This is a genomic window from Prosthecobacter fusiformis, assembly GCF_004364345.1.
In the GTDB taxonomy this organism is placed as follows: Bacteria; Verrucomicrobiota; Verrucomicrobiia; order Verrucomicrobiales; family Verrucomicrobiaceae; genus Prosthecobacter; species Prosthecobacter fusiformis.
Genome location: NZ_SOCA01000004.1, coordinates 187,487 through 200,631 on the forward strand (window position 1 = coordinate 187,487; position 13,145 = coordinate 200,631).

General features: G+C 54.4%; 14 protein-coding genes. All 14 read right to left on the minus strand.

The window, feature by feature from the left end; translation table 11 throughout:
- Positions 1 to 2 precede the first annotated feature (2 nt).
- The 14 genes from EI77_RS13450 to EI77_RS13515 all read right to left on the minus strand — a co-directional run bounded on the left by EI77_RS13450 (position 3) and on the right by EI77_RS13515 (position 13,138).
- Positions 3 to 1,412 (minus strand): FHA domain-containing protein, encoded by a 1,410-nt coding sequence (locus EI77_RS13450; protein ID WP_133795802.1) that lies wholly within the window; start codon positions 1,410 to 1,412, stop codon positions 3 to 5.
- Positions 1,409 to 3,442 (minus strand): type III secretion system outer membrane ring subunit SctC, encoded by a 2,034-nt coding sequence (gene sctC, locus EI77_RS13455; protein ID WP_166647243.1) that lies wholly within the window; start codon positions 3,440 to 3,442, stop codon positions 1,409 to 1,411. Before sctC ends, EI77_RS13450 begins: the two co-directional genes overlap by 4 nt.
- Before the next feature lies 1 nt (position 3,443).
- A complete protein-coding gene (locus EI77_RS13460; RefSeq protein ID WP_133795804.1) occupies positions 3,444 to 3,878 on the minus strand; it encodes a type III secretion system chaperone in 435 nt (144 codons plus the stop codon).
- Positions 3,879 to 3,887: 9 nt separating this feature from the next.
- Positions 3,888 to 5,981: a type III secretion system export apparatus subunit SctV gene (gene sctV / locus EI77_RS13465; protein ID WP_133795907.1), complete on the minus strand. Its 2,094-nt coding sequence runs from the start codon at positions 5,979 to 5,981 to the stop codon at positions 3,888 to 3,890.
- Between the two features lie 23 nt (positions 5,982 to 6,004).
- The gene (gene sctY / locus EI77_RS13470) at positions 6,005 to 6,403 is read right to left on the minus strand and encodes a type III secretion apparatus assembly chaperone SctY (protein WP_133795805.1); all 399 of its coding nucleotides are present in this window, start codon (positions 6,401 to 6,403) and stop codon (positions 6,005 to 6,007) included.
- Between the two features lie 4 nt (positions 6,404 to 6,407).
- On the minus strand, positions 6,408 to 6,806 hold the full coding sequence (gene sctX, locus EI77_RS13475; protein WP_133795806.1) for a type III secretion apparatus assembly protein SctX: 399 nt from the start codon (positions 6,804 to 6,806) through the stop codon (positions 6,408 to 6,410).
- On the minus strand, positions 6,803 to 7,195 hold the full coding sequence (locus EI77_RS13480; RefSeq protein WP_341806060.1) for a type III secretion system chaperone family protein: 393 nt from the start codon (positions 7,193 to 7,195) through the stop codon (positions 6,803 to 6,805). Before EI77_RS13480 ends, sctX begins: the two co-directional genes overlap by 4 nt.
- On the minus strand, positions 7,192 to 7,464 hold the full coding sequence (locus EI77_RS13485) for a TyeA family type III secretion system gatekeeper subunit (RefSeq protein WP_133795808.1): 273 nt from the start codon (positions 7,462 to 7,464) through the stop codon (positions 7,192 to 7,194). The genes EI77_RS13480 and EI77_RS13485 overlap by 4 nt, the downstream gene beginning before the upstream one ends.
- Entirely contained in the window at positions 7,454 to 8,356 is a 903-nt protein-coding gene (gene sctW / locus EI77_RS13490) for a type III secretion system gatekeeper subunit SctW (RefSeq protein WP_133795809.1), read from the minus strand. The genes EI77_RS13485 and sctW overlap by 11 nt, the downstream gene beginning before the upstream one ends.
- A gap of 124 nt (positions 8,357 to 8,480) precedes the next feature.
- On the minus strand, positions 8,481 to 9,491 hold the full coding sequence (locus EI77_RS13495; protein ID WP_133795810.1) for a hypothetical protein: 1,011 nt from the start codon (positions 9,489 to 9,491) through the stop codon (positions 8,481 to 8,483).
- A gap of 39 nt (positions 9,492 to 9,530) precedes the next feature.
- Positions 9,531 to 10,946, minus strand: a complete 1,416-nt coding sequence (gene sctE, locus EI77_RS13500) for a type III secretion system translocon subunit SseC family protein (protein ID WP_133795811.1) — start codon at positions 10,944 to 10,946, stop codon at positions 9,531 to 9,533.
- Positions 10,943 to 11,473 carry a SycD/LcrH family type III secretion system chaperone gene (locus EI77_RS13505; protein WP_133795812.1) on the minus strand — a complete coding sequence of 177 codons (531 nt, stop codon included), beginning with the start codon at positions 11,471 to 11,473 and terminating at the stop codon, positions 10,943 to 10,945. Before EI77_RS13505 ends, sctE begins: the two co-directional genes overlap by 4 nt.
- A 30-nt stretch (positions 11,474 to 11,503) precedes the next feature.
- Entirely contained in the window at positions 11,504 to 12,799 is a 1,296-nt protein-coding gene (locus tag EI77_RS13510; protein ID WP_133795813.1) for a hypothetical protein, read from the minus strand.
- Positions 12,800 to 12,817: 18 nt separating this feature from the next.
- Positions 12,818 to 13,138 (minus strand): hypothetical protein, encoded by a 321-nt coding sequence (locus tag EI77_RS13515; RefSeq protein ID WP_133795814.1) that lies wholly within the window; start codon positions 13,136 to 13,138, stop codon positions 12,818 to 12,820.
- Between the last annotated feature and the right edge of the window lie 7 nt (positions 13,139 to 13,145).

Sequence of the window (13,145 nt, forward strand, 5' to 3'; positions counted from 1 at the left end):
GGTTAAGGAGCAGCAAGAGACTTGGATTTCATGGCCACATCCCCTTGATGGAGGCTGCGTGATTCGCCTTTTTCGATGATCGTGACACTCTCGGCCTCAATCTTAGCGACGGTGCCGCCATAGGGTAGCCGAGCGCCAACGAAATAGACGCCGCCCGTGCTGAGGCGGACATAACTGAGCCCCGCTTCATCCACACGAATAGTCGATATGGCTGCTTCAGGTGTGTCGATGGTATCGGCACTGATAAGGTAATCTGTGACAGGATCGGGCAAAGGAGCTGATGTCTGTGCTGAGATGGGATTCGAGGGGGGGATAGATGACGTCGGCAGTGGATTGGCTGCGGGAGGAGTAGGCGCATTTGGGGCTCCACTCGTAAAAGGGGGGAGGGACACGTAAACCGTGTTGGATGCGGCTGGTCGTGTGGCCTCGATTTCAACACTGTCCTCAATTTCGCTGACGCCGGGCACTTCCGAGAGGAGAAGCTTCCTCATTCTCATCCATGGATCTGCGGATGGGAGTTTACCGGAGATTTTCAGTTTACCTTCGCTGAGGCTGGAGACCGTCAAAGGCAAGTGCTGAGCATCAATGAGTGCTCGCGCACTTGAGGCGATCTTTTCCAGGCTGTAAATTTTAGTGCGCAGACCTGGAACAGTCGCACGAAGAGCTGCCTGAAGTTCCCTCTGCTTGCTTTCACTATCGACGTAACCTGCCGCAGTCAGGCGTCCAGCAGCTTCCTCAATCTTGATGGAGCCAAGCAGACCGAGCTCTTCCACGATTGATTGAGCGCGCACAAGAGGCCTATCGCTCACATCTGAGTTGTTATCGCCATTGCCATCATGACTGGAGAAGAAGTCATTGAAAACAACCGCCCAAACCAACAAGACAACGACGCCTGCGACAATGCCAAGAATAGGCCCGAGCTTTGAAGTCGGCTGTGGACGCGGCAAATAAGTCTCACCGTCGGCGATGATGGGTTTGAGCCCTGATGATGCAGCCGCGTTGACAGTTGGCTCGGCTGTTTCGGGTGGGCTTTCTTCAGCGGCAGGGGCCTCCGTTTCCTTTTCCAGTTCCGGAATGTCAGCAGCCGAAAGCAGTGGCCAGGTGCCCCCCACAGGCCCCAATACCAGATGAGAACCCCCGATGGTCAGGAAGGCAAAGTCGGGTAGCTTATGGCTGGCCTCACGCACGCGTTTGCCATTGATGAAAATCCGTCCCCCTAGGGCTGCGGCAACCATGCCTGAAGCCGATAAATCCAATTCCACATGCTGCGGCGCTATAAGCACATCATGCAGTACTACATCACACTCTCCATCGCTGCCGATCAAGGTTTTGCCACCCAATAGACCTATCTCCGCGCCCTGATGCGGACCCGCGATCACCTTCAGAAGCCATTGTTGAGATGCGGCGCTCATTGCCGGGATGGGTAAAAAGGTTTCGGGCTCTCATTGTTGCCAGAAGGGTTGCTTTCCAGCATGGACTCTGCCTTTGGAATATCGCTCAATGGAGGCAGCAAGGCATTGGGCCGCTTGCCGCTGGGGACGCTATCGTATTGCGAATGGCTTGTGCCCGCCGCCAAACGACGCGCCAGATCTTCGACCTTGTCGCGAGATAGTTGATCGTCAGAGAGGTGGCTTGGCAATGAAAGTTCATTGCCCGCCGTATCACTGTAATCGGCGGGATCTGTGGCTTCGCTACGTAGATCCACGATACGTGGAGTGATGAAGAAAAAGCGCTGGGTGCGCTCATGATTGCGCTCATTGCGAGAGAACAGTTTGCCCAAACCAGGCACTTTGGCTAGCAAGGGCACCTGGCGGGTATTGCGCACGCGGCGTTCCACGGAGTAACCTCCTAAAAGGAGCGTCTTATTTTCCGGCACCATCGCCTGGGTATTGATAGCGCTTTCGCGAGTGGAGGGGATCTCATCCACGCGAGTGTCCGAAAAACTGCCATCCGTGATGTCGATCTGGAGGCGGAAATCATTGCGTGAACCCTCCTTCACAATTGTGGGAGTCACGCGTAATTGAACGCCGGTTGTTACATCAAAGAGGTCCACTTGGAGATTGCCTTCTACTCTCACATAAACCTTCTCATCAGTGCGGATTACAGCCTGAGTGTTTTCCATCGTTAAAACTGAAGGGCTGGATACGATTTGCCCTGCGCCCACTTGTTCAACAGCGCGCAGACGTGTCAGCAGCTCATAACCGCCCGCACTGATCAAGGCGGTGGCATTCAAGCCTGCACCACGCGCCAGATCTGCGCTGTCAAAGAAGCTCGCTTGCTGGCCCTGTGTGTTGACGCCATCAAATATCCCTCGGTCCGCATCGAAGCCCAGCCTCCCATTGCTGTTGCCGTTTTTTCCGAGGCCGAGCAGCTCAATGCCCACGTTGCGCAAGTTGTCGGAGTCAATGTCCACGATGGCAGCGGTGATCTCAATGGCCTTCGTGGAGACATCCAGCATTTTGATCAGCTCTTCATACAGCGGCATACGGGCGGCGACATCGCGCACCAAAACCGCATTCAAGCGGACATCTGCCACAATCATCGGCGCACGCGGATCGTTGCGACTATCCTCTGCTGTGCTTGGGCTTCGATTGCCTGCGTTCGGTTGCTGAGAGCCCGTGGGATCATAAGGATTAAAGGGTCTGGGAGGTGTGGCGGCATCAGGGTTGCCTATCGCTGCCAAGCCCTTGCCTCGCAGACCAGGTCGCGTGACTCGATTCATTGTTTCTTCCACGCCGGTGGAAAGCAGGCTGCCCACCGGTTGATTGGTCATGAGATTTTGCAAACTTGTGACGACACCGGGAATGATGCGGCTGGAGCTGCCTGTGTTCACCGTGGAGTCACCAGCACTGGCATAGTTCAGCCGGAAGGTGCGCACGGTGATTTGCTCGTTGATTCGCTGATTCTCCTGACTGTCGAGATCGCGAGCCAATGCCTCAGTCGCCTGAATGAACTGTGGTCCACCGACCAGAAGCATGACGCCCTGACGGTGTCCCATTTTTACCTGCACTTCACGTCCCTTGGGGCCACTGGCATACCCGACGCTGAAGAGCACTTCATTCAGAGATTCCGGCGTCAAATAAGGCAGGGTAAGCGGACGTGAAAGCACCTCATCCGTGCTTTCAATGATCATGCGCACGCCGTCGTAGAACCATACAAGGTCATTGGACTCGCAAAGCAGATCAAAAAATCGCTGCGTTTCGACATCTTTGAACAGGCCGCTGGTCACGCCTTTGACGCTATCGCTGATGCTGATCGGCAGGTTTTGAAACGTGGCCAAATCTTTGAGAAGATCACGCACGGATCGCTGCTGGATGTTGAAGCTGACCCGCTTGGTACGCCAAGGAATGCGGTCATATTCTTGCGCACAAAGGCTGCCTGACAGCAGGAGTAAAAATGCCAGATAATGGCTGATGAGTGGGATTCGGGAGGAGTTCATCATCTCAAGGGTGAGCCAGCCAGTTTTTCCAAAACTCAAGTTCGTTGAGCAAAGCTTCTGCCGTCTGGAAGAAGGCTGGGATGGAGACATCTGGGCCGTCCAAAGAGTGCCAGAGGATCAGCTCATCCGTTTCAGGCTCAATGCTGAGAACTTCCTCGCGTCCGAGCTTTCCAAAGCGCACGGCCTGCAGAGTAAGACAGCCGGTGAGCAGGGCTTGACGGGATATCTGGCGTTGCGCGGCGATTTCATCAACTCTCCCAAGAACGCCAAGCAAGTAAACCCGGTCGTTATTGAGAAGGCTGAAACGCAGTTCCTGGCCCTCGACTTGGATGACAAAGACGCCCTGTTCGTTAGGCGGGGGAGTAGCGATCCCAAGCTCCTCACAAAGTTGAGCCACGGGCTCGCCTAGGGTGTCGTAAGATGACGATGCGGTTTTCATCACGAAGGATTAAGCGGCGATTCGGCCCAGGGGTTGGATGGTGATTTCTTCGGTGAGCTCCTGATGACTCAAGACCGGCAGTTCATAGAATTCTTGCTCGATGAGCTTCCTGGTGTAGCGCCGCACGTCGAGCGAGGTTAGCAAGACAGGACGTTGATTGCTTTCCAAGATGTCCCCGACCTCCTTGCGAACAGAGGTGAGAAGGGCCTTTACCGTCATTGGTTCCAAGGCGAGATATGCGCCGGCGGAAGTCTGCCTGACGGCCTTGCGGATCTTTTCCTCCAAGCTTGGCTCGAGGAGGTACACGGCAAGGATGTTTTGCCCTCGGCTGAATTTGTAACTGATGTAGCGTTTCAAACTCGCACGAACATATTCAGTCAGCAGCACGGCCTCTTTCTCCTTTTGGCCCCACTCAATGAGTGCCTGCAGGATGGTGCGCAGGTTGCGGATGGAGACCTCTTCTTGCACGAGACGCTGAAAGACCTCTGTGATCTTTTGAACGGGCAAGACACGTTGCACTTCCCTTACCACTTCTGGGAATTGAGCATCCATTTGCTCCAGCAAATACTTGGTTTCCTGAAGGCCTACGAAGTCCCCCGCATAACGTTTTAATATGATGCTGAGGTGATAGGTCAAGACCTGGGTGGGTGCGAGGTAGGGCACCTTTGCTTTCTCCAGATCATTCACGCGATCCTGTGGCACCCAGAGCGGCAGCAGACCGCGGAGAAAAGGTTTCTCCTCCATGAAAGGAATTCCCAACATTCTCAGGGAGTCTGCCCGTTCACGAGCCAGCACACAGTTCACCTGGAATTGTCCTTCAGCGATGGGCACTTCATGCAGCAAGATCTTGTATTGGCCTGCGGGGAGCGATTCATTGAAACGTAAATGGATGCCAGGAAAAGGCACGCCGAGATCGTGATACAGGGCTTTGCGGACCCGGATCAGCTCCTCATTCATGGCATTGGCATCCACGACCTCTTGGCTCGCGGCGGAAACATCCATGAGCAGTGGCAACGTGACTGAAAACTCATCGCCATCATCCCGCTTCTGTTTCAGCGCGGGCTTGGCCCCACTTGCCGCAGCAGCGGGCAGGTTACGTTTGTCATGCTGCACCGCGACGGGAGCATGTTGGGTTTGAAAATTGGCGTAACCGATGACCCCAGCGATGAGACCTAACATTATGAACGGAATTTTTGGAAAGCCTGGAATGAGAGCGAAGGCAAAGAGAAAACCTGCGGCGATCATCAACGCTTTTGGCTGAGACAGTAGTTGTCGGCCTACATCTCCACCGAGTGCACCGCCTTCCTCTTCATTGCCCACACGGGTCACGATCATACCTGCCGTAATGGAGATCAGCAGCGCAGGGATCTGGGAAACGAGCCCGTCGCCAATGGTGAGGATGGAATAAGTGGTGACCGCCTTGCCGATTTCCCAACCTTTTTGCAGAGTGCCGATAGCAATGCCAGCGGTGATGTTGATCGCCGTAATGATCAGACCTGCGATGGCATCGCCCTTCACGAACTTCATGGCTCCATCCATAGAGCCATGCAGCTGGCTCTCTTTCTCGATCATGCTGCGGCGCTTTTTTGCCTCTTCCTGCGTGATGTTACCTGCCCGCAAATCGGCATCGATGCTCATTTGTTTCCCAGGCATCGCATCCAGCGTGAATCTCGCCGCCACTTCGGCGACGCGCTCAGCCCCTTTCGTGATGACCACAAATTGGACGATGGTAATGATGAGGAAGATCACCACCCCGACGATGAAATTCCCCCCCACAACGAAGTTGCCAAAGGTATAGACAATGTCGCCCGCGTGCGCCTCCAACAAGATGAGTCGAGTCGTGGTGATATTCAGCGAAAGCCGGAATAACGTCGTCACCAGCAACATGGAGGGAAACGTCGAAAACTCCAAAATATGCGGCACATACATCGACAGCATGAGCAAAAGCATGGAGATCGAAAGATTCACCGCCAGCAGTACATCCAACAGCCAGGGCGGCACTGGCAAGATCATCATCGAGAGGATCATCACCACCACGACAGCCATGATGATGTCATAGTATTTTGTCCCCTTAGAAAGGACGTTTTGTACAGAGGAGAGCATGGCGGCCATGAGAGGGGGGCAGATCAGTGTCTTTCGTGGTTAAGGAGGCCGGCCAGGAAGTCCCGCGCCGCTTCTTCCTGGCCCTGCTGCCAGAGGGCTTTGGCAAAAATCAAACCCACCGGCACACGCAGAGGGGCTTCGCATTGTTTAAAAGCGCGCGTCGCCACACGTGCAGCGGTGGCGGGTGATCCAGCCAGTAACTCCGCAAGAGCCAGGCAGCGTTGGACCTCAGCGTCCTCTGGGAACGCACGATAAACGAGGCGCAGTAGCACGCGGGCTTGATCGGGCTTGCGCTGCTCCAAATGCAGATACGACATGGTCATCATCCAGTCGCGCTGACGCATAGTTAAAGCTAAAAAGACGCGCATGGACTCTTCCTTTTCAGAAGAGTGGCTGGCGGTGATATCGGGAGCGGTATTCATGATGTCAGCCCTTCAGTAGGGCGTAGCGATACTGTTCTCCCAAGTCATGAACTGCCCCGAGGTGGTCGAGCAGGTGAATCGCTGCGTGCAACTCTTGAATCACCGTCGGGTCTGTCTGCGCATCGGATTCCATGCGCAGTGCCTGCATGACCTCATCCCGCAAAGGATGAAACACACTCGGATGTAAAACGCCCTGATCCCGCACTCGCGGACGCAAGGCATCCAGTACCACTTTTTCAAAGGTCTCTGCCTCCAGCATCGCCTCTAACTGTTGCTCCACCGCTGCATTGATCGGCTGAAGATGCGAGTCATCCGGGAGCAGCGGTGCCGGAGACTCGTCCCCCATTTCGATGGAGGCCAGGCCGATGCGCGGCTGAAAGGCTTCTGGGAGGAGCTGCATCATCTGGGCCGGGTAAATGTGCTGCTTTGATCTTGCAGACTGGTGAGCCAATCGAGCGCTTGGTGCACGTTTGGCAGGGTCAACTCGTAGGAATCCATGCGGACCGCAAAAAACAGCTCCCCCTCACGAGCTAGGCCTGCCCGCGTCGGGAATGGTGCTGGGTTGCGATAGTGGCAAAGCTCCAGCAGACGGGCACAGGCTGCTGCATCGGGAGGCTCGATGCGCCTCATCAGACTTAGGGAGACACACTCGCGGCTCTCACCGATCAACTCAAAAGCAAGCGCGCCCAGTCTCTCCATGTCAAGGACCAAGGTGCCATCCTCACGTAGAGCTAAGTCACTCATTCCAATCGAGCGTCCAAACTCTGCCAATGTGTCGGATATGAGGGTCACGCACTCACCTCCTCACGTGAGATTTCCGTATCCATGGCCTGCTGAAGGGCATCGAGCATTTTTTCTCGCGTGTCGGTGGCGGAATATAGCTTCAAGGGAATCTGCCGCACTTGTTCGCGGAGTTGAGTGAGAAAGTAGATGCGCATCTCCGAAGATTTGATGCCGAGTTTGTTGGTGATTTGAAGGAAGGTAGTGGGGTCGATCCAGCGCTGCGTGGTCATCTCCAGCAACTCACGCATGAGGTCATGGGCTGTGTATTCATTGGCCATGCGTGAAGGAAAAGGATGGGGCGGTTGTAGAGGGGCGCACTTTGTCCACCAGATCGGCCAGCACACGGTAGAGGTTCCCCATCTGCTGAACGTAGTTGATGTTATTCACCGCAGTTTCGAGATGAGCAGATTCAATGGAAGGTCCCATCCCGTGAGCATCCAAGTCACTGCCTGCCGCTTGAATCAAAAAGTCCAGGGCCTGAGTAAAACGACTCTCACCATAGCGCCCCATGATGGCTTGATACATGTCTGAAACGGTCGGGCGACCAAGCACCGCGTAGCGGTAGAGGTCCCTCAATTTTTCCAGTTGTTCGAGACCCTGCTTGGAAAAGCTGAGTACATCGGTAGCGATGTTAATGCCTGCTCGAATAGCGGGTCCGGCCTCCTTGAGTAGCGTCTCCTTCACTGAGCTGACCTTGCCTAGCAGAGCGTCATGCCCGCCTTCGTTCTTCAGCGCTTCTTCAGCAAAGGCAATGGCTGCATACTGCTCGGAGACATCGCTAAACTCGCGCTTCAGCATGTCGCGGATATCCTGCTCGCTGGCCTTTTCCCCCTTTTGCTTTAGTGCGTCAAGAAACTCATGCAACTTGCGGGGTGTCTGCGAATCGCCCATCATGTTGACGTATTTATCCGCCAGCTCGGTGGCACTCAGGCGCAAGGATTCTTTGGTGCCGGCCTTACGCTCGGAGAGTTTCTTCTCCACCTTCTCTGAGGCGGCAAAGGTCATCTCTTCAGCGGCATTAGCCAGCGCGGTTGAGGCATCTTGTTGAGTGACTGTTTGGCCTTTGAAGTTGCCTTCCTGGCGCTGCGCCTGGGCAAGGCTGTCTGCCAATCCTTCTTTGCTTGAGAAAGAACTCACAAGCGCACGCACATCCGGGCCGATGGCACTCATGGTGTCACCTCCTGGCTCTTAAAATACTGATGTTGCGTAGCATCCCAAAACACGATCATCACTGATGTGCTTAACCTTTCCTTGCTGGCGGATTACATGCTCTGATGTTATTTCATGAGAGACTTCAAATGTTGGCCCTCTGAAGGATCTGATGCTGATTGGAAAGAAAATCTTGATAGAGTTTGAGCACCATATCAGAGAGTGTCTTGGCGATGTTGGCCAGCTCCTCCGTGATGGATTCGGCCTCCTGCAAAAGTTTCTGCGTCGCTTCAAATTTCTTTTGGGTCACGCCTGCAAGATCGGCTTCGAGTTTTAACACCGCAGCATCCTCCTTCATCTTGGCGGAGGCGAGACCTGCACCGCCGGAGACGATCTGGCCGAAAGCCTGGCCCACTCCGCTGCCCAGTTGGGCACCCATGAGGCCAGCCCCAGACTTCGCGCCGTAGGCGCCACCCCCTATGGTGCTGGCAATGGACAGCGCCCCGGAGATGATGCTGCCGATGGCCTCTGCGCGCGCAGCCTCAATTTCCTTCATGGTTGAAGCGTAGTTCTTCTCCGCCGCGATCTGCATCTGCTTTGCTTGGTCCAGCACGTTGTCGTATTGAGCCATCACCAGGTGATGTTTTGCTTCACCGGCGAGTTGACGCAGTTCCTGGGCAGCAATGAGCATCTTTCCAAGGAACTCGGCAAAGTCCGGGTAGGTGCTGCTGTTGATCATATCGAAGAGCTGCGTCTCCGCCTTCTTCGCTTGCTCCTCAATGCCTGTGAACATGTGGGTCAGCGCCACCGCATTTTCCTGAACGAATGACTTGCCGCCCTTGATCATGCTCGCTGCGAGTTCTCCCACCTGCTGATTGAGCAGCAGCACGGCAGCCGTAGTGGTCATACCTTTCAGCGCATTCAAATCCAGGTTTTTGAGCTGCTGCATGACTTCATTCAGTGCGATATCTTCCGGCCCAATCAGAGGGAAACTCAGCGTGATGGCGGGGGAGGATGTGCCTTGGGTATTCTCTGTGCCTGAGGTAATGCTGACAGTCAGCGTTTTGTTTGTCTGACTCGTTTGCTGTGTCTGGTTGGTGTCAGTCACCTGTGAAGGTGTGATGGTCGGCGTGGAAATGCTGAAGGAGACGTTCATAAGTCTGGCAGAAAGTTGAGGTTCATGGAACAGTGCTGATCAAGCGGCTTGGAAGCGCATCAGGTCCTTCATCGAACTGGCTGTTTCGTCAGCCGCATTGAATATGGAAGAGATTGTTTCCATGGAGGACTCCAGCATGTTTTGAAGATCCTCCTGAAGTTGCTCAATCGTCTTTCGCAACAATTCGATCATGGCCTGGATGGCCTTGGCCTGTGCTTCGGCCTCATCCGCTTTGCGCCTGGCCTCTGCTGCGTCCTCACGGATGTCCGCTACAATAACTCCCGCCACGCCCTGTGTGATTTGGGTGGAGCCTTGAATGATGGCGCTGGTGATGGCCTGCCGCGCAGCGAGATCCAACAAGGGCCGCAAGGCCTGAAACAGCGATTCCTTCATGATTGCACCGGCGGCTTCCAGGGCTGCATTCTTGGCAGCTTCTTTGACACCCGCAGAGGCACCGTCTTTGGCGGCCGCTTTTGCGGCGGCTGCAGCAAACTCCAATGCCGTTTCAGAGGGCAGCCGCTTGATGAGCTGCTCGGTTCCTTCTTTGAGGGCCTGCTTGCCTGCTTCTTCGATGCCCTCCTTCGTCAGTTCCATGGCAAGTTTCTGTGTGCCTTTGCTGGCAATTTCTTGGAACAGTTCTCCGCCCACCTTTGGCAACTGCTGCATGATCTCTTTGGTGGACAATTGGATGCCTTTCTCGGCCAGCTTGCCTGCGGCCATGGTGGCACCTTGCCGGATGCCACTGACCATCGCTCCAATACCACCGACCATCGCTGCGCCCATGGCGACATAGCCCAGGATTTCTGTGGCCTTGTTCATACCTTGAATGGCCTTGTCGCTGAGAAAACCACCACCACCGGCGGCCTTGACGACGGAATCTATCGCCATGACCAAGTTGATCACGGCTGAGGCCATGAGTGCCGCAGTTGCCGCAAATAAACCTGCTGCTGCAGCAACGTTTCCGGTAAGTGCATAACCGATGGCCGCAATCGCGGTAAAGACGGCGGAGATGATGTCAAAGATCGCTTTGAAGAAGTTGGCGATCGCTTGGAAGATATTCACTTTCTTGTCAGCCTCGCGCTTCTTCTCGGCTTCCTTCTCGATGTTCTTCATCTGGTCCTTCATCTTGTCGAGCTGCTCACGGTTCTCGCGGTTCAGTTCGTTTAGGCGACCTTCGATTTCGTTCTTAGAGACGGCAGTCATCAACTCATTCAGCGCATCTTGTAGCAGGCCGATGCGGAGGGTTAAATCGGCGGCGCTTAAGTTTACCTTCGGTGCGGACAGTTGCATCACGCCATCTTTGGGTGGCAGCATCCCGGTCGAATCGACCGTGGTCAGCAGGGTCAGCGCTTTGGTGAGGGACTCGGTGGCGGTCTTCTTGACTTCCTTCAGCGTGGTATGAAGAGAGCCTGGGTCGAAGCCGGCGACTGTGGATGGATTGTTAGTGATGTTCATGGCCTGACTCCAGCGTTTTCGTTTTTAGAGAGTAGTTCGAGAAGGTTTTCCGCCTGCTCCACGATCGCTGCATGCTGCGGCTTTTTTCCGGACACAAAAACACAGGCGTGGAGGGCCCCTTCGGCATCGGCGACCTTGCCTGCGGCAAGGAAGCACTTGGCCATCATCAGCGGTGGCAGAGGGTCTTCCATGTCCAGCATGGCCAGGTAACCATAGGCTTTGATGGCCAAGTCGTACTTCTTCTGCAATTCACGGCTGGCGGCGAGGCCGGTCCAGTAGCGACGTTCGAAGTGATTGAGCACGCTCAGCAGTTGGAAAATCCGCTCGGCTTCATCATATTTGCCCGCGTTGTATTGATTGTAACCCACCATGTAAATGACCTCCATGCTCTGTGGTGTGAGGTTGGTGAAGTCTTGGTAAGTGCGGCCATTGGCACCGAACTTTTCGAAGAAGTTTTTCCAGTCTTCGGGGGAATCAAAAGGCAGGCCGCCTGCTGCGGCTTTGACGGTTTCGTTGGGCATGGTCATGGTGGGAGGAGAGTGCGTTTATGATTAATATCAGGCCACGTTGCGGATTTGGCTCTTCACGAGGCCATCCATTTTTTCCTGAATCTTGCTCAACACTTCATAAGCTTGGTTGAAGCGGTTCAGTGTGGTCTGGTAGTCCAGCATCGCGTCCTGAGATTGCGTGGATTTGCGGTCGATGTAGGCCTTGAGGCTGCTACGGCTGCTGCCCCACTCGGAGTAGTTTTGCCGGTCGTCGTTGCCGTTGTTCTCGTAGAGCATGTCTCCCTTCGTCGCGTTGGTGGCTTCAAAGAAATCCATGTTCTGTGTTTCATAGCTCAGGTCGGGATTCACCGTTTTGCCATCGGCTGATTGGGCGCGTGTCTTGCCTGCCTGGGCTTCCAGATCGGCATAGGCAGAATTGGCCTTAGCCAGGTCATCGCGTATTTCGGAGGTGACCGCTTCTTTCATATTGAGCTGCCCCCGTAAAATCCGAATGCGTGCCTCAATGAAGTAGTAAAGGTACATACTCGGAGACAAGTTGACGGTGTTGTACTCAAAGCCGTAGGCGTTGTTGACCAGAGGTTGAAGATTCTGATCGACCTCGATGTAAATCGAGTTGGTGTTTCCATTCCCCGTCGTGGCAACCGTGGAATCAACGGCTTGACCATTGAGCGTTCCGGCAACGGTGAGCTTGTTGATATCTGAAATGGGAGCGCCTTTGGCGATGAGAAAGTAACGGAAAATGGGATTGCCATTCGCATCGACTTGGCCCGTTTTCTGAGTCGCCACTCGATCATAGACAACGTCGGGGCTGTTGGCCGTTGGCAGCGTGCGTTCTGAGATGGAGGTGACGACGTTGACCGATTCACCGGGATTATTTTTCATCTTGTTTCCCTCGGCGAACACGGCGTCGATCCACGACGAATACATGTCATAAACTGTGTGACCTCCTTCATTGGGCCCACTTTTGAGCAAGCTTTTTTGCTGATCCGGCGTCAGGTCACTGAAATTATTTACCACTGACCCGTTAAGGAGATATTGTCCGTCTGCGTTGTAGCTCACGCCGGGGTTGCGATAGTTTTCGCTCTTCAGCATCAGTGCGAGAACTTCTTCCATGAACTCCCGTTTCAAAAAGTCTGCATCATAAGGGAAATCTTCGTTGCCGACCTTTGCACCATCCGTAATGGCGTTTTGAAAATTGGCGATTCGCTGATCCAGAGCAATGATGTCATTCTGGATGGCTTCAGTACCGTTTTCGCGGAAGTAATTAAGATGGAGCTGTTCGGTGGCGTTGGCCCCATAATAAAGTGAGGCCAAGGTATCGGTTTTAAAATTGATTTCTGCCATGGTCTTGGGGAGTGAAAACTAAATTCGGTAGCGATTGCCGATTGCGCGGGTGCTTACAGCGACAGGTGCCGGTTTGCTTTTAAAGGGATCCAGCTCATCGATGCGTTGGTCGATCTGACTGAGTTCTGCGATGATTTTGGCAAAGATGATGCGGTGCCTTTCCGGCACTTGCTCGCTGAACAGCACCTGCTCTCCAACTCCGAGCACCAAGTCATGCTCGCGATAAAATCTGTCCATGCGTTCAATGGCTGCCTTACCTTGCGCTAGCAGTATATCCACCTGCGTTAGATGCGCTTGGATGCGTTCGGTCTCGCTCAGTTCTGGGGGGGCTTCACTCATGTTTGGA